Consider the following 23,134-nt stretch of genomic DNA (forward strand, 5'->3'; position numbering starts at 1 on the left):
GTGATCCTCTCCCTCTTATTTTTACGTTACTTAGATGAATCTAAGAAAGTAATATCTGTATATTCGATAACTTCACCATCGATATATTCAACAGAAATACCATTGGTAATTTCTGTAACAGTACCAAATTTCATCATAGCACCTGCAAAATTAGCATCTACGCTACCCATGAAGTCTTCGCCTTCTTCAGCCATTAATGACAACTTGTAACCAGTGCCGTTATGCAGCTCTACATCGACAGCATAAATGTCGTCTTCGTTAGCCCAATTTAGTGATAAATTAGCTGTAAAGTCAACTTCGCTGGTAACCCCTTTTGCTGTAATTGTCGCAAGCTCAGTAATATCTGCACCCGTGATGCTCAATGTACCAATAAAACCAGAATCACCGTCAACAATTTCTACACGACTCCAACCGTCTACCGATAGCACTTTACCGTCAATTGCAGTGTCCGCTGTGATTTTATCTTCAAAGTTAATGACTAAACATGAGTCAGACGCATCTTTGTTTATTTGGCCATTATTAGCTTCAACACAGTTATCTAATGCAAGCTCCATATCAGCTAAAGTTTCAATGTGAACTTTCGCACCATCAACAGTTTCAATCATGCCACCAAACGCAAATACAAGCGCTTTATTGTTAGCCGAGCCACTGACAGTGATCATTTCATTTGTTTGGGTATTAACAAGATCCAATACTAATTCGTTTTTATCAAAACTGTATGTCCAATCTGGGTAACGAGTAGAAACAACATCTGTACCTTCCTCGCCTAGATCCCAAGCTTCTGTCAGTACATCATAAATAATTTCTGCTGTATCAAATAATGCTTGACCACCAGTCTTCGTTACTAATGTTGCATTTTCAACCGTTGAAGTGCCAGCTTTAACCTCAACTAATAGCTCATATTTTTCAATCGTTGATTGCGCGCTTGCTTTTAGAGTAGCAGCTGTATTTAAAGCGCTTGCTGCTTCTGTGGTTACAGTTTCAGCAAAGTTGGTATTATCTGTTGCAGAAGTCAGTAAGTTATTTGCTAAGTCTTTATCTGCTTGTTCAGAAGCGATAGCTAGCAACGCGTTTGCAGCTAATGTTGCTTGATTGGCAGCAAGTGTTAACGTTTCTGCACTTGCAACAGCCATATTTGCAGCTGTGATGGCCTCTTCTGCAGAGTTTAATGCAAGCTCAGCATTTTCTTTCGTGTCTACCATAGCAGCTTCAACTGCAATTAAAGCGACTTCTAAGCTAGACTGCGTTACAGACACTGCATCTTTTGCAGAAACTAACTCCTCTGTCGCGGTAGTTACATTATTCTTCGCCACTTCAATAGCTAAACCTAAAGCAGCAACCGCCTCATCTGAGCGAGTTTCTTCAGCTTCAATACCTGTAATAAGTGTATTTACTGCATCAACTTGTGTTTGAATAGCTGTTTGTAACGCTGCAGCATCGCTCTTAAGTTGACTGTAATCTTCATCATTTAGCGCAGCGGCAGAAGCAACAATTGCTTGTGCAGTTACTGTCGCAGTAGCTAGTTCAGTTTTTAATGTGGTTAAGGCCGCCTTTGTACCCGCAAGAGCAAATACATTTTCACTATAAGTAAGTACTTGATCAGTGGTGTCTAGACCTAAGTCACCTAACGCTTTAACCCTAGCCACTTTATCTACACCGATAGATATCGTTTCATTATTTTGTACAAGTGCATTATTAAAAGTAACTATTTGTGCATTTAGCTCTGCCGCTAATTTAGCTTCAAGATCCTCGCCGTCACCGTCACCGTCACCGTCACCGTCACCGTCACAATCTGTCTCACATGGAACTAAAGTGTCAACTACCTCTTTTGCAACTTCGCCTAAATCTTCGTCAATACCAGCATCTTCAGCTTGCTTTTTAAGTTCTTCAACAGCCTTAGTTGCTTTTTCTTTTAATTTAGCTATTGCTTCAGGATCATCAGCAATACCAAGGTTCTCTGCAACTTGTGCAAATGCTTCATTAATACCTTCGCCGGTAATAATCGCAGCAAAAATAAGGCTTGTATTCTCTACAGCTTTAGTAAGTTCAGTTGCAATATTTTTAATTATTTCATCATCACTGTCAGTGAGTGTACCGTCCTGAACTGCTGCTGATAGATTACTGATAATTTCAGCTAAAGAGCCATTAGTGCCAGAACCTGAAATGAACTGTAATGAAACCGCCGTTTGCACTAACAACATTGTTGCAGTATCCAGGGAGTCGCCTTCACCTAAATCGCTAAAATCGACTGCACCACCAAGTGAAATATCACCCGTTAACGCCGCTACTTTTATCGCAGCATCCTCACCTAATATTTGTACAAGTGTTTTTAAGCTTGCTGCGGCAATTGCTTCATCTGAGACTGCTGAGCCATCTTTAGCTCCATCTAACAGCATTTTTGCAGCAATACTGGTGTAAAGAGTCACATTGGCAAAGTAGTGCTTAACACCTGTGCCATCTCCATCAGCAAAACTTGGCCCACGCAAATTGCTAGCAGCCGCTGTTGTTGGTGCTTTGATAAACTTAACAACTTGTAACTCAAGATCGTCTTTATACCACTCGCCGAAATCAATGCTACTATCGCCATTGTTAACCATACCTGCCACATCAGACATTTCAGGGGCACTATCATAATCACCACACCCTGTGAATGAATCGCACTTCACCATACTGTCATCACCTTCTTTAGAAGTGCTAACCGTAATATAAAGTGGCCCTGTAAAATCGTCTTCAAGATAAATGCTATACCCGCCTGAGGCTGAGGTCATAGCATCTGCTGGATTCTCAGCAGTTAGCATTGCGAGTGCTTTAGCATCTGCATCTGCTTGTGAAGTCGTCGACTCAGCAGAATAAGTGGCATCGGTTGTGGCTTCTAAACGAAATGCAACCGGTACAGATTCACCAGCATCATTTAACGTTGACACTGACACGACTGCATTTTTCAACGAACCTTTAACGGCTTTGCCTGATATTTGAGTATTGAAGTCAGTACTTACCTCTCCTTTATAGACAGTAACTGGATCAGGTGTGTATTTATTATTATCATTATCTGAACCACAACCAGTTAAGCCGAGTGTCAATGCAACCGAAGCCGCAATTGGGGTAAACTTTATTATTCTTTTCGCCATGAAAATCTCCTTGAGTGCTTGTTAGCAAGTATCATTACTAAAACGTAGCCTACATTATTATCAACAGTCATTTAAGTTAAAATTATGTATCAGTCTGTATCAAAACCACCTAGTAAACTACATTTGTTATTACATGTTATCAACTTACCACCAATATATGACAATAAATGGAAAAATGTAATTTTAATTATCCGCAGGTAAGTTTAACGAGATAAATGCATCACATCGTCACGAATGAAAATAAAACACTTAACAAACAAATAGTTAGGGATTAAGTTTGAATTATTCGGGTGTAGAATGAGCAGACAGATCAGTGAATTGTTAACCGGTTGATACAAATACATACAAAACCGTTTACATTTTTTCACACAAAGATAGGGACAAAAGTGGCTTGACAGCCACTTTCTAATTTATTTATCGCTTAATTAACCGCTGGCACCCGAACAACCCCTTCCATAAGTACCCGTGCGCTTCGGCTCATGCTGGCTTTTGTTACTTGCCAATTACCTTCAATTAACTCAGCTTTAGCGCCAACTTTTAAAGTGCCTGAAGGGTGACCAAAGTTCACTTCATTGATTTGACCACCACCAGCGGCCGCATTCACTAACGTGCCATTTATTGCAGCCGCCGCACCAATTGCCACGGCTGCAGTCCCCATCATGGCATGATGCAGCTTGCCCATTGACATTGCGCGCACGACTAAATCAATAGTATCGTGGTGAATTTCTTTCCCACTTGAGGCAACATAAGTCTTGGCTTTGTTCACAAACGCCACTTTAGGTGTATGCTGACGAGCAGCGGCTTCACTAATATGCTTGATCAACCCCATTTTCACCGACCCATGGGCACGGATAGATTCAAGTTTAGCCAAAGCCTGCGGATCATTGTTTATATCATCTTGCAACTCTGTCCCGGTATAGCCAATATCTTGTGCATTAACAAATATGGTCGGAATACCTGCATTGATCATGGTCGCCTTTAGTACGCCAAATTCAGGGACTTCAAGTTCATCAACCAGATTACCGGTAGGAAATAACGCGCCATCACCATCGGCAGGATCCATAAACTCAAGTTTTACTTCTGCGGCGGGAAATGTCACACCATCAAGTTCAAAATCACCCGTTTCTTGCACTTCACCATTACTTATAGGCACATGCACTAAAATGCTTTTTTTAATATTCGCTTGCCACACTCTTACGATAGCAATACCATTTTTTGGAATGCGCGTACTATCAACAAGGCCATTGCTAATTGCAAAAGCTCCCACTGCTGAGGTTAAATTACCGCAGTTACCGCTGAAATCTACAAAAGGTTTATCAATGGCCACTTGGCCGAATAAGTAATCTACATCGTGCTCAGGCTGGTCACTTTTACTTAAAATGACCGTTTTGCTGGTGCTTGATGTGGCGCCGCCCATACCGTCCGTTTGTTTACCATACGGATCTGGACTGCCAATTACCCGAAGTAACAAGTCATCCCGCGCTGAGCCTGCCACTTGTGCGGCCTCTGGCAAATCAGTTAAATTAAAAAACACCCCTTTACTGGTGCCGCCGCGCATATAGGTTGCCGGCACTTTAATTTGTGGTTTAAATGTCATAACTGTTCCTTATGCGCTTTGCGTGGCTTCTAAAAAATCTTGTGCAAAGCGTTGTAAAACACCGCCTGCAGCATAAATAGATAGCTCTTCTTGAGTATCTATACGGCATTTTGTTGGCACTGTAAGTACTTCGCCATCTACGCGAGTGATAATTAAATTAACACTTCCACCTGGGGTGAGTTCCCCTGCTACGTCATAGCTTTCACTGCCATCGAGTTTTAATGTTTTACGTGTTGTGCCCGCTTTAAACTCAAGGGGTAAAACTCCCATGCCAATTAAATTTGTACGGTGGATACGTTCAAACCCTTCCGCAGCAATGACTTCAACACCTGCTAAACGTACGCCTTTGGCCGCCCAGTCTCGAGATGAACCTTGACCGTAATCTGCACCAGCAATAATAATTAACGGTTGTTTACGCTGCATATAGGTTTCAATTGCTTCCCACATTCGCGTAACTGTACCTTCAGGTTCAATACGTGCATAAGAGCCTTGTTTAACTTCACCGTTTTCCATAACCATTTCATTGAGTAATTTCGGATTAGCAAAGGTTGCCCGTTGTGCGGTTAAATGATCGCCGCGGTGGGTTGCATATGAGTTAAAGTCTTCTTCTGGCACACCCATGTGGGTTAAGTATTCACCCGCAGCGCTACTTGCCATAATCGCGTTTGATGGAGATAAATGATCGGTTGTTATGTTATCGCCAAGTACTGCAAGCGCACGCATGCCTTTCATGGTGCGCTCACCAGCAAGCGCCCCTTCCCAATAAGGAGGGCGACGAATATACGTACTTTGCGGGCGCCAATCGTAAAGTGGATCGTTATCTTCCCCGTAATCTACAGTTAGATTAAACATCGGCTCGTACACTTTTTTAAACTGCTCGGGTTTTACGCTTTGCTTAATAACCGCATCAATTTCTTCATCCGACGGCCAAATGTCTTTTAAGGTCACGTCATTGCCTTGCTGATCTTTACCCAGTATGTCTTTTTCTATATCAAAACGGATCGTGCCCGCTATGGCATAGGCAACAACCAAAGGGGGCGATGCTAAAAACGCTTGTTTAGCATAAGGGTGAATGCGGCCATCAAAATTACGATTACCAGATAAAACCGCTGTTGCGTATAAATCACGGCTGATGACCTCTTGTTGAATAACTGGATCGAGCGCGCCGCTCATGCCATTACAAGTGGTGCATGCAAAGCCGACAATCCCAAAACCAAGCTGTTCCAGCTCAGGTAATAACTTGGCATCTTCAAGATACGATTGCACAGCCTTTGAACCTGGCGCTAAAGAGGTTTTAACCCATGGCTTGCGCGTTAATCCCTTAGCGTTAGCATTGCGGGCAATTAAGCCTGCGGCGATCACATTACGCGGGTTACTGGTGTTAGTGCAACTGGTAATGGCTGCGATAATACACGCGCCATCAGGCATTAAACCGTGTTCGTTCTCAACCACACCAGAAATACCCGTTGCCGCTAAATCAGCGGTTGCCACACGACGATGTGGGTTAGAAGGCCCTGCAATATTGCGCCCTACACTTGATAAATCAAATTTCAATACGCGATCATACTGGGCTGTTTTTAAACTATCGCTCCACAGACCGGTGGTTTTAGCATAGTTCTCAACCAGCGCTATTTGCTCTTCATCACGCCCTGTCAGGCGTAAATAGTCAATGGTCATTTGGTCGATATAAAACATCGCAGCCGTGGCGCCAAACTCTGGGGTCATATTTGAAATTGTTGCTCGATCGCCTAATGTAAGCGCATCAGCGCCTTCGCCGTAAAACTCTAAATAGGTCGAAACAACACGTTGCTCACGTAAAAACTCAGTGATCGCAAGCACGATATCTGTGGCGGTAATACCTGGTTGACGTTTGCCAGTGAGCTCTACCCCAACAATGTCAGGTAAGCGCATAAATGATGCGCGGCCAAGCATGACACTTTCTGCTTCCAAACCGCCAACACCAACGGCAATCACCCCTAGCGCATCAACATGCGGCGTGTGACTGTCAGTACCCACTAAAGTATCTGGGAAGGCAATGCCATCGCGGTTTTGGATCACCGGCGACATTTTTTCAAGGTTGATTTGATGCATAATGCCGTTACCTGGCGGGATCACATCAATATTTTTAAAGGCGGTTTTAGTCCAATTAATAAAATGGAAACGGTCGTCGTTACGTCTATCTTCAATGGCACGGTTTTTTGCAAAGGCATCAGGATCAAAACCGGCGTGCTCTACGGCTAATGAATGATCAACAATTAGTTGGGTTGGCACTACTGGATTTACTTTGGCCGGATCGCCGCCTTTTGCGGCAATGGCATCGCGCAGGCCAGCTAAATCAACTAACGCAGTTTGGCCCAAAATATCATGGCAGACGACCCTTGCTGGGTACCATGGAAAATCTAAGTCCTGCTTGCGCTCTATAATCTGTTTCAGTGCATCATCTAACATAGATGGCTCGCAGCGACGCACTAAGTTCTCTGCTAAAACACGGGATGTATAAGGCAATGTTGCGTATGCGCCCGGTTTAATAGCATCCACTGCGGCTTGCGTGTCAAAGTAATCAACATTGCTATTTGGTAACGGTTTTCGATATTGAGTGTTATTAATAATGGTCATGGTAAGACTCGCTAAATTGGGTGACGGTGGCTGCACACAGGTAGCGTGTTTAAGGAAAGTTCGAGAAAAACTGTCAGCTCAAGGCTATGTGCAAAAAAGGTGGGCTCATATCATATGCGCCCACCCAATGTCTTAACGTGATTCAATCGGCGTATAGCTACGTGCTTCTGGCCCTGTATAATCTGCACTTGGACGAATAATACGATTATTAGCACGTTGCTCTTTTACATGTGCAGTCCAACCGGTAACACGGCTCATCACAAAGATAGGAGTAAATAATTTCGTTGGGATCCCCATAAAGTGATAGGCAGAAGCATGGAAAAAGTCAGCATTACAAAATAACTTTTTCTCACGCCACATTACCTCTTCACAGCGCACGGACACAGGATAAAGTACATCGTCACCCACTTCTGCAGCTAACTTTTCAGACCATTTTTTGATGATCACATTACGTGGATCTGATTCACGGTAAATAGCATGACCAAAGCCCATAATTTTGTCTTTACGCTCAAGCATGCCCATAATTTCTTGCTCGGCGTGATCAGCATCTTTAAAACCTTCTATCATATCCATGGCGGCTTCATTGGCGCCGCCATGTAATGGCCCACGTAAAGTACCAATTGCACCGGTTACACAGGAGTGGATATCAGACAAGGTTGACGCACACACACGACCAGTAAAGGTAGAGGCATTAAACTCATGCTCTGCATATAAAATCAGTGACACATTCATCACTTGCGCAAATAATTCAGACGGCGCTTTATCATGTAGCAAAGTTAAAAAGTGCGCGCCCACTGAATCATCATCAGTTTGCGTTTCAATGCGCACGCCATCATGAGTGAAGCGATACCAATAACAAATAATACTAGGGAATAGCGCAATCATACGATCAATGGCATCATTTGCTTGGCTAAAATCATGTTCCATTTCAAGGTTACCCAACATAGAGCAACCGGTACGCATCACATCCATTGGATGTGCATCTTTTGGAATATTCTCAAGCACAGTTTTAAGTGCTGTAGGCAAACCACGTAAACTTTTTAATTTAGCTTTATAATTAGCAAGCTCTGTTGCGGTTGGTAATTCACCCCGAGAGAGTAAAAATGACACTTCTTCAAACTGCGCTTTTTCTGCAAGCTCGCTAATATCATAACCACAATAAGTTAAACCAGAACCTGTTTGCCCTACTGTACATAATGCTGTTTGACCTGCTACTTGACCACGTAAACCTGCGCCACCTAATGCTTTATCGACCATGTGTGTTCTCCTAAATGTTGTTCTTCTAATTGGAATTATTTATTTGCTGAAAAAAGACTATCAAGGGTGTTTTCATACGTGTGGTAGTCTAAAAAGTCGTACAGTTCAGCACGTGTTTGCATGTTGTCAATTTGGCTTTGTTGTGAGCCTTCATTCAAAATAGCACTGTATACGTTTAGTGCCGCTTTATTCATCGCTCTAAATGCACTTAATGGGTATAACACCATTTGCACACCCACATCGGATAACTGCTCTTTTGTATAGATTGGCGTTTGACCAAACTCAGTGATATTAGCCAAAATAGGCACATTTAGCGCATTAGTAAAGGCTTGATAATCCGCAAGGTCGTGAACAGCCTCAGCAAAAATTGCATCAGCGCCAGCTTCAACACAGGCCGCGGCACGGTCAATTGCTGCATTCAAGCCTTCTTTTTGAAACGCATCAGTACGGGCCATAATGTAAAAGTCACTGTCAGTTTTGGCATCAACCGCCGCTTTAATGCGGTCAACCATTTCCGCTTGTGAGACGATCTCTTTATTTGGGCGATGACCACAACGCTTTTGCGCCACTTGATCTTCAATATGAAAACCAGCCGCTCCTGCTTTGGTCATCTCTTTTACGGTACGAGCGATATTAAACGCCCCACCCCAACCGGTATCGGCATCAACTAATAACGGAAGCTCGCTGGCACCGGTAATGCGGCGAATATCTTCAAGTACATTATCAAGACTGGTCATACCTAAATCTGGCATACCGTATGAGGCATTTGCCACACCTGCTCCAGATAAGTAAATTGCTTGATGACCCATTTTTTCGGCCATCATCGCAGTATATGCGTTGATAGTCCCCACCACTTGCAATGGCTGGTTATTGGCAATCGCCTGTTTGAACTTTGATCCTGCTGACATTGCTGTCTCCTTTGAACGGTAGCTGCTCGAGGCAGACTCTATTTTTAAATTTTAACTATGACACTTTTACTGTCTTTAATTACTGCGCAACCTTCTTTTGCGTAGCTAGCAAATTGAATTTTGCTTGAATATTAGCTTGTGAGGCACTGATATGCCGCTTCATTAGCAGCTCGGCTAGTTCACTATCATGATTTTCAATTGCATTAATAATCGCTAAATGCTCATCAAACGCTTTTGATACCCGAGGGCCGACCATGCCCATTTGCACCCGATACATGCGAATTAGCTGGTACAAACCATTACTTAATAAATGAATGAGGTGCTCGTTCTTACTGGCTTTGATAATGCGATAGTGAAAATCTAAATCCCCAGCCTCTTGATAGTAAGATTCACCTTCTTTTACTCGTTGCGTTTGTAAATGTTGGTTAAGCAATTGCTTTAAGCTTTGCACTTCATCAGGTGCCATATTGTCGGCAGCTAAGCGACACGCTAAGCCTTCAAGGGCGCTGCGTACTTGATAAACTTCTATTAACCGCTCAGCAGTCAGGGCAACAACCCGACACCCTACATTGGCTTTACGCTCAACTAAATAACAACTCTCAAGCCGATTTAACGCTTCGCGCAATGTCGCACGACTTACTCCATAACGCTTTGCAAGCTCTGGCTCTGATATTTTACTGCCTTGTTCAATGCTGCCTTCTACTATCTCACGGCGCATATCTACAAACACTTGATCTGAAGCTGTGGTAATAAGTGTTTCGCTAAAAGCATCTTGGGTCATTGAGCCCTTCTTTAAGATTGTCGACAATTTATATTGACACTATGGGAGTTCATTAGAACAGAGTCAAGTCTAAATCAGTATAAAAAACATAAAAACCCCATTATTGTCGACATAAGTATAGTTTATAATGGTCTAACTGCTCATTTAAGCATCAAGCAAGGTAAAGTGTCGACACGCCAAGCTTTGTAAAATCTCTATTAAGGCGCTGCTCTTGAGGTATAAAAATGCTAATATACGGTTTTATTTCTTCACTGTGAGCCTAGTCTTGGACGCCAATACATATATTCCCCAGCACTTTATTGATGACGTAAAGACCTATTTACCTGAACATTTAAAGCTTGATGATTTTCTCAGTGCTTGTCGAAGGCCCTTGCGTAAATCAATTCGCGTTAATACCTTGAAGATGTCTGTTGCCCAATTTAAACGTATTGCGGAACAAAAAGGTTGGCTGTTAACACCTGTGCCTTGGTGTGAAGAAGGTTTTTGGCTAGAGCGACCTATAGATGAAGAACACGCGCTGGCACTGGGTAATACCGATCTCCACCTAAGTGGCGCTATATATGTGCAAGAAGCCAGCTCCATGTTGCCACCTATGGCACTGAAAGAATCACTCTCAGAAGCACAGCATGTACTCGATATGGCCTCAGCGCCAGGCTCTAAAACCTCACAGCTTGCGGCATTAATGGATAACCAAGGCGTATTAGTGGCGAATGAATTATCGTCATCTCGTTTAAAAGTACTCAGCGCTACTTTAAAACGCATGGGGGTGGGTAATTGCGCCCTGTCACATTTTGATGGGGTGATTTTTGGTGATTATATGTTTGAGTGCTTTGACAGTATTTTACTCGACGCGCCATGCTCTGGTGAAGGCACTGTGCGCAAAGACGCAGATGCGTTAAAAAATTGGTCGATTGAGTCGAATATTGATATTGCCAAAGTACAAAAAGATTTAATCAAAAGTGCCTTCTACGCTTTAAAGCCCGGGGGGACATTAGTCTATTCAACTTGCACCCTCACACCGCTTGAAAACCAACAGGTGTGTGAATATCTGTTAAATGAGTTTCCTAACCAGCTAACTATCGAACCCTTAGATACTTTATTTTCAGGTGCTGAATGCGCGACAACAGCTGAGGGCTATTTGCATGTTTGGCCACAAACATTTGACAGCGAAGGTTTTTTTATTGCTAAGTTTAAAAAGCTTGCCAGCACTGACAACCCGAATCAAAAAGTAAAAAAAGGCGCATTTCCATTTCAATCGTTTGACAAAAAACCCAGCCAAGCTTTTTACGCTGAATTAAAAAAGCAATTTGGCATTACAACACTAAGCGGTTCATTAATGCAACGGGATAAAGAGCTGTGGTTGTTTCCAGAGGAATTTTCTGCCATTGAAAATAAAATAAAGTATGCACGCCTAGGTATTCACCTTGGTATGATCCATAAAAATGGCGTACGTCTAAATCATGAATTTGCCACTGTATTTGGCACTCAATGTAAAAGTAATACCTTCGCGTTAAGCGATCAGCAAGCAAGTGATTATTTTCAAGGCAAAGATATTCGCTTAGATAAGCCCACTAATACCCTAGGTGAAGTCGTTTTAACCTTGTGTGGTTGCCCTATCGGGCTTGGGAAATGGCAAAAAAATAAAATTAAGAACTCACTGCCACGTGATCTGGTACAAAACAATCAATTAATAAGCTGGTGAGAATAAGCTGTGCATAAGCTGACAACAAGTAATGGATAAATTTCATACTCAACGGTTGTTTTTTATGCAAATAGTTGTTTTATAAGTAGTATAAAATTTCATCATTTATTGGGTTTTTTTACGTATGTTAACTACACTTAATAATACTTTCTACTTCTCCCTTAACGAAATTTAGAAGGTGTTTTTAAAGTTAGCGCAGGCTCACTAGAGCCATCCCCTAAGCCCAGAACAATGCGGATTCGTTCTGGGCATTTTTTTGCTCCGCGTTATTATCTATACCCAAATCATAGCAACCGTGTTAATTTTTTGATAATCGATTGCTTTTACTGTAATTTGTTGTTTCTATAATGAATAAAAAATAACGATGATCGACCATGTTAAAACGACTATCAATAATAACAATGGCTGCACTATTAACCAGCCAATCAAGCTTTGCAGTAGAATCTGATCTCTACCTCGGTTTCCAGTATCCAGGTAAAGCACAAAATGCCATCAGCATTACGTTTGATGATGCCCGCCACAGTCAAGTTGATATCGGCACGGCAATATTAAACAAACACCAAGCCAAAGCCACTTTTTATGTATCTCCTTTCAACGCCAAAGAGCGCCTAACTAAATGGCAAGATGCGGTAAAATCAGGCCATGAAATTGGGAACCATACTAGTAGTCATGTCTGTACTGGGAATTTTGAATGGTTACGAAAGCAAAATTTGTCACTGGAAGAAACCACTCTAGCTTGGCTTGAAAATGATATTCTCAGCGCGCAAGCATACATAAAAGAGCAACTCGGCGTTACGCCACGCGCTTTCGCCTATCCTTGCGGTAACACCTTTGTTGGCCGTGGCGTTAATACCAAAAGTTATGTGCCAATTATTGCAAAACATTTTGATAGTGGCCGTACTTGGTTAGATGAGTCAGCTAACAATCCAAATTTTACCGATTTTGCACAGCTTACGGGGCTTCGCATTGACGGGTTGAGTTTTGCTGAAATCATCACTATGTTGGAACAACTTCGCGAAAATAACGCATGGCTTATTTTGGCTGGCCATGAAATTGGCAAAGGCGATCAATACACCACAGATGCTAAAGTGCTCGAGCAGTTGCTTGTGTATTTACAAGACCCTGACAATGGCTACTGGCTTGATACGGTCAGTAACGTGGGTGATTACGTTAAAACCCAACGTGAAAAGTAGATGAGATTAAGCCGCTTAATTATCGTTTAAATCAAATTCGGTGGTGCGGCTATCTGCATGGATCAGTTGATAGCGCGCCAGCTTACCTTGTTTGAGCTCTATCAAACTGATCGCTGCATCGCTCACTAAATATTTTTGGCCATCCCCCTTGGTTTGATGTTTATCAACTTCCATGTGCCAACGCTTAGTAAAAAAGTTAAGCGGGCTTTTCGGGGCGTATAAAATCGAGTCGAGCTTATCGAGTATATTGATTAATTTTCGGGGAAACTCATTTTTAATACCACTGGCAGTGAGTTGCCAAATGCGGTTTGGGTGCTTGCCAAAGCGCTTTTGCACGGAAAAGCAAAACGAGTAATGTACATCTCCTGATAAAATCAGTGTTTCTTTGGGGGTATCATCGCGACGGAAAGTATCGAGTAATTTTTTTGCTGAGCCTTCATGGGCCATCCAGTTTTCTACATCAACCAATAAAGGCTGTCCACACATATTAAATAACGCTTGAATAGCTTCTATTGATTTCACCCCAAACACTGGCGCAGGCGAGACTATAATTACTTGCTCATGCGTTAATAAACTATTTTCAAGTTCTGTAAGGCGCTCCCAATCAAGTAATCCGGAGGGCTCATTAAAGTTTTGCTCATTACGCCAGCGGTGAGTACGAGTATCAAGCACCACCACTTTTGGTACCGTATTAAGTTCATAATGCCAATGGTTAAACTCTAATATTGTTTTATCGAACGCCTTGAATTGCCATTGCTTTTGCTTGCTTAAACTGGTTTTAAACTCATCGATTAATGCCCCTGTTTTCATTCCAGCATCATTGCCAAAACCTTGCATTAGCCAATAACTGATCAAACCATTATTAACAATACGGCGGCTCACTGGGTGCTGATAAATCACTTGCTCCCAACCTGCAGTTAAATTCCAATCATCGGTGACATCATGATCATCAAACATCATAAGGGTTGAAACATTAGCAAATAATCGCTGTACCTCGTGTAGTCCTTGACTAAACTCAGCTAACGCCTGTTTTTCATTATCGAAAAGTTGTTGGCACTTAGCTGTTTTAGCTTGATAACTAATTGACTCTAAATCAAGTAACGACCACACAACAGGACTAAAATTAAGCAAGTACAGCGCAATAAACTCTTCAAAAGAAACTAAATGATTAGCGGCTTTTAAACTAGAAAAGTGCGGCTCATCTTTTTTTAACCAATAACCCACGCCAATTTTACTACGTTGTTGCCACGGCACTTTAGGCAAAAATAGATGACGTTGATACAGCTGCTCTGAAAGTTGCGCTGGCAATGCAATATCCAATGGTTGCTCTTTATAAATACCCAATAACTCAATTAACCGGTAGATTGCGATTAACATGGCGCCGGCAACATCATCGGCATACACCTGATCACCCGATAGCAATAAAATATCAGCACCGGCTTTACCTTGTGTGCGCTGCTGAGCTTGCCATCGTTGTGCGGCAACGAGGCTATCTTGGGCTGGGTGATGCGGATTACGGCACGAGCCATGAAATATTTGCTCAAGTGTTTGTGGGATCACAAACTCTGGAGTGGCTTTGCCATCATAACAAAAATCACTGAGATCTATTTGTTGCTCGTCGTTAAAAAGGCGATAACCAAGTAATACGTCGGTAGGTAAGTCTGCATTAATTGATTTTAATACGATGAAATGCAAAAACAGTTGCTTGCCCAGCGCAATACTGTGATGTTCACTGTACGTGTCAACATTATCCAGTTCAATACGGTATTGTGAAGGGGTGCTAGTGGCAAATTGAAAACACACCCCTTTAGCATCAGCACGGCGCACCATAGGCCCCATTAATAACTCAGGGAGTGATGCTGTGCTCATCAACGAATTAACCTTTATCTACTAAATTAAATAATGAATAAAAGTTAGCAGTGGTTGCCTCGGCCAGCTCTTTGTAACTAATACCTTTTAAATCTGCAATGTAATATGCCACATCCTGGACATAGGCTGGCTGATTGGTTTTACCACGATAAGGCACCGGCGCTAAATACGGAGAATCGGTTTCAATTAACAAGCGATCAAGAGGGATTTGCTTAACGACGTCTTTAAGTTCCACGGCATTTTTAAATGTCACGATACCTGAAATCGAAATATAAAACCCTAAATCGATGGCTTTTTTCGCCATATCCCAATCTTCTGTAAAACAGTGTAATACCCCACCACAGTTTTCAGCGTTATGTTCACGCATTAAATTAATGGTATCTTCGCGGGCATCACGGGTATGAATGATCAGCGGTTTTTGTAATTCATTCGCCACTTCAATATGACCGACAAAGCTGGCTTGTTGCACGGCATGTGTGTCTTTTGCGTAATAGTAATCAAGGCCAGTTTCACCAATGGCCACCACTTTATCGTGGCTCGCTAAATCGATTAAACGCTGCTTATCTAATGCGTCTTTTTGATCAAGGGGATGAACACCGCACGACGCAGATACATCATGGTAACCTTGAATTTTTTCCAGCATGCTAGGAAATTGATCAAGCGTTACGCTTACACATAAAAAGTGCTCTACTTGTTTTGCTCTTGCGTTATCAAGTACTTGGTCTAAGTTTAAATCGAGTTTATCAAAATCGAGGCGGTCTAAATGGCAATGAGAATCTACAATCACGGTACTGCTTACTACATGGTATAAGTTGGATTACCAGAGTTTAACATAGTCCCTAGTAGTTTTTCGATCTTCGCATTCAGGTTTGTTTTATCATCGATAAAACTAATCCCAATTCCCGGTGGATTTGAGCTTTGTGCACCTTGCGGTGTGATCCATGCAACTTTGCCAGTTATCACATCATCCTCTAGTGCATCAGGTAAGGTAACTTTAAGTGCTAAAGAATGGCCCATTTCATAACGCATATTAGTGCGCACAAATAAACCACCTGTTTTTAAATACGGCATATAACAGCGGTATAACTCGTCTAAATCATCTATATCGACTAATAATTCTTGCACAATCAATCCTATTTATGGCTGTTACGTAAACGATACGCTAAACGCGAAACTGCTAATGGCAAATTCAATCCGAGTATCTGGGTACTGTTTTGCACAAACTCCGCCAAGGCGTTTTGTGCATTTTGGTACGAGTCAAAGTCCATTCCAGTGATCAGTTGTTGTTTTAATTGCTCGCTTAAAAATAAACTAAATACACGAATACGTTCGTTATCTTTACTAATAATATCAACTAACGCACTGAAATTATGGCCTTGTTTTAACTCAGTTGCAAATTTATAAAGTTGATCAATCACTTCAAGCTGTTCATCCTGCTGCCAGCGCGCGACCAGCAATGGTTGCTGAGTAAACAATTTTAACCATGGATACGCAGGGACGTTTAATTGTGCGATCCACTGCATTGCCACTTCAGTATTATGAACTTTAACTTCACTGAGCGCACAACGGCTTAAAATTGTCGCAGGCAATTGTGCTGTCGCATTGGTGGTTAGCAATAAAAATCGCTGAGGACTTGGCTCTTCTAAGGTTTTTAACAGTGCATTTGCAGCAGCTGTGGTCATTTTGTGGCAATCATTGATCACCACCACTTTATTGGCATTTTGCGCTGCTGATTGCTGCATAAAATCACTCACGCTGCGTATATCGTCAACACCAATACTTTGCCCATCGGTTTGCACTGTATATTTATCTGGATGAGTCACTGCTTGGTTTAAGTGACAGCTTTTACAATGTCCACACGCGACTAGATTTTGCGGCGCGCTACACAATAAAGCATTGGCTAACCCCTCAACTAAGGCGTGCTTACCAACACCTTGCTGGCCATTAAACAACTGCCCATGATGAAAACGCCCAGCATTAAAACTGGCGGTAAGCTGCTGATGAACATCGTTAAGCCAAGGATAAATCATGCTATGGATTACTTTTTACAAATTGCTCAAGCACCGTAACGATATCTTGATGAACTAGCTCCATACTCTGCGCGGCATTAATTGTTTTAATGCGTTCATCACTATTGGCAAGTTCTAAATAGCGCGCTCGGGTACGTTCAAAAAAGCTCAGAGCTTGCTGCTCAATTCTATCTAGCTCACCACGGCCTTTGGCACGGGCAAGCCCCACGGCAGGGTCGATGTCTAAATAAATAGTAAGATCTGGCTTTAAGCCTTGTAGCACAATATCGCCAAGCGAAGCTAAAGTGCTTGTTGCAATTTCTCGACCGCCACCTTGATAAGCTTGTGACGAAAGGTCGTGACGATCCCCTAACACCCATTGGCCTTTTGCAAGCGCTGGGCGAATAACATTATGTAATAACTGTGATCGAGCTGCATACATTAGCAATAACTCAGTTTCACTGGCAATCTCTTCATCGTGATTGTCTTTCACTATAGTGCGCAGCGCCTCAGCAATCGGGGTGCCGCCAGGCTCTCGCACATTAACAAAGTCAATATTGTGTTGAGCTAAAAACTGTTGGCAAATAGCAATTGCCGTTGATTTTCCAGCACCTTCAAGGCCTTCAATCACAATAAATTTTGCTGCTGTCATGATCTCTCTTTTTTGTTGTAAATTTTAAAGCTAGTTCGCTAACTGTTTTTGATAACGTAAATAATCTTGCACGGCTTTATTGTGCTCTTTTAACGTTTTAGAAAACTGATGACTGCCATCTCCCTTTGCTACAAAGTACACATACTCAGATTCTGGTGGGTTAACGGCCGCTAAAATTGCCGCTTTTGATGGCATGGCAATGGGTGTTGGCGGTAAGCCATTTATTTTGTATGTGTTATACGGCGTATAAGTGGTTAAATCTTTACGCTTAATATCACCATCAAAATCCACACCTAAACCATAAATTACCGTAGGATCGGTTTGCAAACGCATTTTGGAGTTTAAACGATTATTAAACACTGACGCAATCAATGGCCGCTCACTAGCAAGACCAGTTTCTTTTTCAATAATTGACGCTAAGATCAACGCTTGGTATTGGTTTTCATAAGGTAGGCTATCCGCTCTTTGTAACCACGCAGTATCAAGTACCGTCTGCATTTTTAAATAAGCGCGCCTTAACACGCTACTGGCCGTGTCATTTGCATGATAATGGTAGGTTTCCGGAAACAACCACCCTTCTAGATGCTGTTCATTGCCAGTGATTTGCAAACCCAGTTCGTTTGCTTTTAAATCTTGCTGTAGGTGAGGAGCTACTGCAATCTTTGCCAATACATCCCGCAGCATTTGCCCTTCAATAATTGTAAAACTAAAGCTTACTTGCTGACCTTGATTTATTCGACGAATATTATCCACTACGGTGCTTTCATCAAGTTGGTATAGGCCTGCTTTTAAATCGGTAAGTGTTGGATCCAGCTTGGCGAGTATTTGATAACGAAGACAACTCTCAAGCCATTTTTTAGCTTGCCACTGTTGGCATAGCTGATTAAACCCAGTACCTTTTTTAACTTCAAATAAGGTATTAGCAGGCACAGTTAATGTACTATTGATAGTGCTTTGTAATTGCTGATAGCCAATACCCGTGACCAACAATGCCAACAACACAATAGAGATAATCACTCTTAACACGCAGACTCCTTGGCTAACAAACCATGCAGTAGTTTTAAACTAGTCGTTAAATCAAAGCCAGTATCCGCAATAGCAATAACAGGAACGATGGCCATTAAACTGTTACACAAGTACACCGCATCCATTTGCAGTAACTCAGGCAATGTAATATCAATAAATTCAATCTCTAACTTATCACACAGTGATTGCAGATAAACCCCTTTGATACCACAGTTTTGTAATTGTGGGCTAACAACGCGGCCATTGTGAATAGCAAATATATTCGCAGCAGAAGCTTCAATCACATTGTTGTGATAATCACAGACTAAAACATCATCACATACTTGTGCATCCATCGCGCGTTTGATCATCACTTGCTCTAATCGGTTTAAGGTTTTTAAACCCGCAAGTAATGGTTGTGAAGCAAGCTTTATAGGGCTTACTGCAAGTTTAATCCCTTGCTGCGCTTGTTGTTCATAATGTACAGGAAACGCTAATTGCGACAACAAAATAGTGGTTTGTGGCTGCTCAGGTAATGCATACCCTCGCCCACCTTCACCTCGGGTAACAACTATTTTTAATACACCTAGCGGCACACTTTGAATATAACTGTTAACAGCCTGCGTTAGCGCGGCGATATCAAGCGCATCGAAACCCAATCGTGCAGCACACTCTTCAAGGCGCGCACAGTGCAATGGCCAATGTTCAACTTCACAATTATGCACTTTTGCGGTAGTAAAAAACCCATCGCCATAATTTAGGCCGCGGTCTTTATTACTCACTGTGCTTGTTGCATCTGTAAATATTATTTTTTGCATTGGTTGTTATTTTTTTGCATATAAAAAAGCCCAGTTACAACTGGGCTCTTATTTTGTCTCGTTGTTAAAAAAGATTATACCTTTTTAAATAGCAACGAGCCATTAGTACCGCCAAAACCAAACGAGTTACATAATGCGTAGTCTAGTTTTGCATCACGAGCTGTATGCGGAACATAATCTAGATCACAGCCTTCGTCAGGGTTATCAAGGTTAATTGTTGGTGTTACTTTTTGCTCTTGTAATGACAAAATAGTAATAATGGATTCAACCGAGCCTGCAGCACCGAGTAAATGGCCCATCATAGATTTAGATGAGCTCACCATCACATCTTTTGCAGCACTGCCAAAGATTGATTTAACCGCGGAGGTCTCAGCTTTATCACCTGCGTTAGTCGACGTGCCGTGCGCGTTGATATAGCCCACTTGATCTGCATTTACGCCAGCATCATTTAATGCATTTTCCATCGCAAGGGCTGCACCTGCACCGTCTTCTGGTGGTGATGTCATGTGATATGCATCGCCACTCATACCAAAGCCTACTAGCTCTGCGTAGATTTTAGCATCGCGGGCTTTTGCGTGTTCATATTCTTCAAGTACGATAACACCCGCACCATCTGCAAGTACAAAACCGTCACGGTCTTTATCCCATGGACGAGAAGCCGCTTGTGGGTCATCATTACGAGTAGACAGCGCACGCGCAGCATTAAAACCACCCATACCAATCGGAGTCGATGCTTTCTCTGCACCACCCGCTACCATAGCATCGGCATCACCATAGGCAATCATACGCGCCGCATGGCCGATATTATGTAAGCCAGTAGTACACGCTGTCACAATTGAAATATTTGGACCACGAAGACCGTGCATAATCGATAAATGACCTGAGATCATATTGATAATGGTCGACGGCACGTAAAAAGGAGAAAGCTTACGTGGGCCACTGTTTAATAATTTGATGTGGTTTTCTTCAATTAGTGTTAAACCACCAATGCCTGACCCTACAGCAACACCCACACGTTGTGCGTTTTGCTCTGTGATCTCAAGGCCAGAATCTTGTAGTGCCTGCACACCCGCTGCTATGCCATATTGGATAAACAAATCCATTTTTTTAGCATCTTTAGGTGACATATAGTTAGATGCATCAAAATCATTCAGCAAGCCTGCGAATTTGGTGCCAAAACTTGAAGTATCGAAATGTGTGATAGTTTGAATACCACTTTTGCCATTTAACAAGCCTTGCCAGGTTGATTCAACATCGTTACCTAGCGGTGTCAACATTCCTAAGCCAGTTACGACGACTCGACGTTTAGCCACGGGTTGCCTCCAATAAGGGAATTATTATTTTAGGTGGGTGTGTACTAAATTAATTAGTATCATATTATGGATAGATTAAGGGCAGCGAATGCTGCCCTTAATTTGCGATTGATTACTCAGCGTGAGCTGTTACGTAATCGATTGCAGCTTGTACTGTAGTGATCTTTTCAGCTTCTTCATCTGGGATCTCAGTGTCAAACTCTTCTTCAAGAGCCATTACTAATTCAACAGTATCAAGTGAATCTGCGCCTAAGTCATCAACGAAAGAAGCTTCATGCTTTACTTCTTCTTCTTTAACACCTAGTTGCTCAATGATGATTTTCTTTACGCGTTCTTGGATGTCGCTCATTCTTCTTTCCTTTATTAAAAACGCCAATGCGTTATTTTCAGATTGCGGCGTAGTTTACGGCGCATAATTCTGTGATTCAAGGATTTGCTGATAAATATTTATCTGGTCAAACCTCTTGAGGGTTATTTGTGTCTTTTATCGCTTATTTTCAATGCGAATTCAAGTATGTTTAAAGCAAGATCACAAAAAATTCAACATTTTTCGATAAACTTACTGAAATCAAAAAAGGAACAAAGTTCCTATACCATATACATAGCACCGTTTACATGCAGGGTTTCACCTGATACATACGCTGCTGCATCTGATGCTAAATAGCACACCGCTGCGGCAATTTCATCTGGTTGACCTAATCGACCAGCTGGTACATTAGCAAGGGTAGCTGCTTTTTGCTCATCTGTAAGCTCATCAGTCATATCCGTTTGAATAAAACCTGGTGCAATTACATTGACTGTAATACCACGCGAGGCAACTTCACGAGCAAGTGACTTCGAAAAACCAATAACGCCCGCTTTCGCTGCAGCATAATTAGCTTGACCCGCATTACCCATAGTGCCTACAACCGAACCAATATTGATGATTCGACCATTTTTCTTTTTCATCATCGGGCGTAAAACAGCCTTAGATAAACGGAAAATAGAGCTTAAGTTCGTATCAATGATATCGTCCCACTCAGCGTCTTTCATGCGCATAAGAAGATTATCGCGGGTGATACCGGCATTATTTACTAATACATCAATATCACCTAAATCTGCTTTTATTGCCGCAAGTGTCGACTCAATCGAAGCAGGATCAGTTACGTTAAGTGCATAACCTTTACCATTCTCACCTAGGTACTCACTAATATTGGCAGCACCTGATTCACTGGTTGCTGTACCCGCTACTTTGGCACCTTGTGCAACTAAGGTTGTCGCAATTGCTTTACCAATACCACGGCTAGCGCCTGTGATTAGGACAACTTTGCCCTCTAACGAAAATAAATTTGCCATTGTTTCCTACTCTTATTTTGCTGCATCAATGCTGGCTTGATCGTTTACCGAGCCACACACCATTGCTTTATCAATACGTTTAGCAAGGCCTGTCAGGACTTTACCTGGGCCAAACTCATAGCTTTGTGTAATACCTTGCGCCACGAGTGCTTGCACTGTTTCAGTCCAACGTACTGGGCTATATAGTTGACGTACTAAGGCATCTTTAATTGCATCTGCCGAGTTTTCAGCACTTACATCAACATTATTAATTACATCACACTTAGGTGTATTAAATGTTAAAGCAGCTAAATCAGCTGCTAATTTTTCAGCCGCAGGCTTCATTAACTCACAATGTGAAGGCACGCTCACTGATAAAGGCAGTGCACGTTTTGCGCCCGCTTCTTTACATGCTTCTGAAGCACGCTCTACAGCAGCTTTATGCCCTGCAATCACCACTTGACCTGGAGAGTTATAATTCACAGGTGCAACAACTTCATTTTGTGCTGAAGCTTCACACGCTGTTTTGATTTCATCATCACCCAAACCAATAATAGCAGCCATAGAACCCACGCCTGCAGGCACCGCTTCTTGCATATATAAACCACGGTTTTCGACTAGTTTAACCGCTTCAGCCAAGCTTAGTACATCGGCACATACTAGCGCTGAATACTCACCTAAACTATGACCGGCCATAGTAACCTCTGCGTCTGGGTTTGCAGCTAACCATTGACGGTAAATCGCCACTGATGCTGTTAATAGTGCCGGTTGGGTACGATGGGTTTGATTGAGTTCTTGTTCTGGACCATTGAGTACTAACGCCGCCAAATCATAACCAAGTGCTTGTGATGCTTCAGCAAATGTTGCTTGAACTACGTCAGATTGCGCTAAAAGCTCACTTAACATACCCACAGATTGTGAGCCTTGACCTGGAAAAACAAGTGCAATTTTTTGTGCCATACTTTGCTCTTT

19 protein-coding genes are annotated in these 23,134 nt (G+C 42.2%); 2 read left to right on the forward strand and 17 right to left on the reverse strand.

The window, feature by feature from the left end; genetic code table 11:
* Positions 1-26: 26 nt before the first annotated feature.
* The 6 genes from PHAL_RS0105525 to PHAL_RS0105550 form a co-directional block, all read right to left on the reverse strand.
* Positions 27-3,128: a hypothetical protein gene (locus PHAL_RS0105525; RefSeq protein ID WP_016707424.1), complete on the reverse strand. Its 3,102-nt coding sequence runs from the start codon at positions 3,126-3,128 to the stop codon at positions 27-29.
* A 421-nt stretch (positions 3,129-3,549) separates the two neighbouring features.
* On the reverse strand, positions 3,550-4,725 hold the full coding sequence (gene prpF / locus PHAL_RS0105530) for a 2-methylaconitate cis-trans isomerase PrpF (protein ID WP_016707425.1): 1,176 nt from the start codon (positions 4,723-4,725) through the stop codon (positions 3,550-3,552).
* A gap of 9 nt (positions 4,726-4,734) precedes the next feature.
* Positions 4,735-7,341, reverse strand: coding sequence for a Fe/S-dependent 2-methylisocitrate dehydratase AcnD (gene acnD / locus PHAL_RS0105535; protein ID WP_016707426.1), 2,607 nt, complete (start codon positions 7,339-7,341; stop codon positions 4,735-4,737).
* 132 nt (positions 7,342-7,473) lie between these two features.
* On the reverse strand, positions 7,474-8,598 hold the full coding sequence (gene prpC / locus PHAL_RS0105540; RefSeq protein WP_016707427.1) for a bifunctional 2-methylcitrate synthase/citrate synthase: 1,125 nt from the start codon (positions 8,596-8,598) through the stop codon (positions 7,474-7,476).
* Positions 8,599-8,633: 35 nt separating this feature from the next.
* The gene (gene prpB, locus PHAL_RS0105545) at positions 8,634-9,506 is read right to left on the reverse strand and encodes a methylisocitrate lyase (RefSeq protein WP_016707428.1); all 873 of its coding nucleotides are present in this window, start codon (positions 9,504-9,506) and stop codon (positions 8,634-8,636) included.
* Between the two features lie 79 nt (positions 9,507-9,585).
* Complete coding sequence (locus PHAL_RS0105550) at positions 9,586-10,287, reverse strand: GntR family transcriptional regulator (protein ID WP_016707429.1); 702 nt, start codon at positions 10,285-10,287, stop codon at positions 9,586-9,588.
* A gap of 265 nt (positions 10,288-10,552) precedes the next feature.
* Between PHAL_RS0105550 and rsmF the strand changes: the two genes are divergently transcribed.
* Both rsmF and PHAL_RS0105560 read left to right on the forward strand, forming a co-directional pair.
* Positions 10,553-11,989, forward strand: a complete 1,437-nt coding sequence (rsmF, locus tag PHAL_RS0105555; protein WP_016707430.1) for a 16S rRNA (cytosine(1407)-C(5))-methyltransferase RsmF — start codon at positions 10,553-10,555, stop codon at positions 11,987-11,989.
* Between the two features lie 374 nt (positions 11,990-12,363).
* On the forward strand, positions 12,364-13,182 hold the full coding sequence (locus PHAL_RS0105560; RefSeq protein WP_029216038.1) for a polysaccharide deacetylase family protein: 819 nt from the start codon (positions 12,364-12,366) through the stop codon (positions 13,180-13,182).
* 15 nt (positions 13,183-13,197) lie between these two features.
* Here PHAL_RS0105560 and PHAL_RS0105565 read toward each other — a convergent pair whose 3' ends face one another.
* The 11 genes from PHAL_RS0105565 to fabD form a co-directional block, all read right to left on the reverse strand.
* Entirely contained in the window at positions 13,198-15,051 is a 1,854-nt protein-coding gene (locus PHAL_RS0105565) for a hypothetical protein (RefSeq protein ID WP_016707432.1), read from the reverse strand.
* Positions 15,052-15,058: 7 nt separating this feature from the next.
* On the reverse strand, positions 15,059-15,838 hold the full coding sequence (locus tag PHAL_RS0105570) for a TatD family hydrolase (RefSeq protein WP_016707433.1): 780 nt from the start codon (positions 15,836-15,838) through the stop codon (positions 15,059-15,061).
* 11 nt (positions 15,839-15,849) lie between these two features.
* A complete protein-coding gene (locus tag PHAL_RS0105575; RefSeq protein ID WP_016707434.1) occupies positions 15,850-16,176 on the reverse strand; it encodes a PilZ domain-containing protein in 327 nt (108 codons plus the stop codon).
* An 8-nt stretch (positions 16,177-16,184) separates the two neighbouring features.
* On the reverse strand, positions 16,185-17,081 hold the full coding sequence (holB, locus tag PHAL_RS0105580) for a DNA polymerase III subunit delta' (RefSeq protein ID WP_016707435.1): 897 nt from the start codon (positions 17,079-17,081) through the stop codon (positions 16,185-16,187).
* 1 nt (position 17,082) lies between these two features.
* A complete protein-coding gene (gene tmk, locus PHAL_RS0105585) occupies positions 17,083-17,712 on the reverse strand; it encodes a dTMP kinase (protein WP_016707436.1) in 630 nt (209 codons plus the stop codon).
* A gap of 30 nt (positions 17,713-17,742) precedes the next feature.
* Positions 17,743-18,738 carry an endolytic transglycosylase MltG gene (mltG, locus tag PHAL_RS0105590; RefSeq protein WP_016707437.1) on the reverse strand — a complete coding sequence of 332 codons (996 nt, stop codon included), beginning with the start codon at positions 18,736-18,738 and terminating at the stop codon, positions 17,743-17,745.
* On the reverse strand, positions 18,732-19,535 hold the full coding sequence (gene pabC, locus PHAL_RS0105595; protein ID WP_016707438.1) for an aminodeoxychorismate lyase: 804 nt from the start codon (positions 19,533-19,535) through the stop codon (positions 18,732-18,734). Before pabC ends, mltG begins: the two co-directional genes overlap by 7 nt.
* A 74-nt stretch (positions 19,536-19,609) precedes the next feature.
* Complete coding sequence (gene fabF, locus PHAL_RS0105600) at positions 19,610-20,848, reverse strand: beta-ketoacyl-ACP synthase II (protein WP_016707439.1); 1,239 nt, start codon at positions 20,846-20,848, stop codon at positions 19,610-19,612.
* A gap of 112 nt (positions 20,849-20,960) precedes the next feature.
* The gene (gene acpP, locus PHAL_RS0105605) at positions 20,961-21,197 is read right to left on the reverse strand and encodes an acyl carrier protein (RefSeq protein WP_016707440.1); all 237 of its coding nucleotides are present in this window, start codon (positions 21,195-21,197) and stop codon (positions 20,961-20,963) included.
* Positions 21,198-21,436: 239 nt separating this feature from the next.
* A complete protein-coding gene (gene fabG / locus PHAL_RS0105610) occupies positions 21,437-22,183 on the reverse strand; it encodes a 3-oxoacyl-ACP reductase FabG (protein ID WP_016707441.1) in 747 nt (248 codons plus the stop codon).
* Between the two features lie 12 nt (positions 22,184-22,195).
* Positions 22,196-23,122 carry an ACP S-malonyltransferase gene (fabD, locus tag PHAL_RS0105615; RefSeq protein ID WP_016707442.1) on the reverse strand — a complete coding sequence of 309 codons (927 nt, stop codon included), beginning with the start codon at positions 23,120-23,122 and terminating at the stop codon, positions 22,196-22,198.
* Positions 23,123-23,134 lie beyond the last annotated feature (12 nt).

It is taken from the genome of Pseudoalteromonas haloplanktis ATCC 14393 (assembly GCF_000238355.1).
Lineage (GTDB): Bacteria > Pseudomonadota > Gammaproteobacteria > Enterobacterales > Alteromonadaceae > Pseudoalteromonas > Pseudoalteromonas haloplanktis.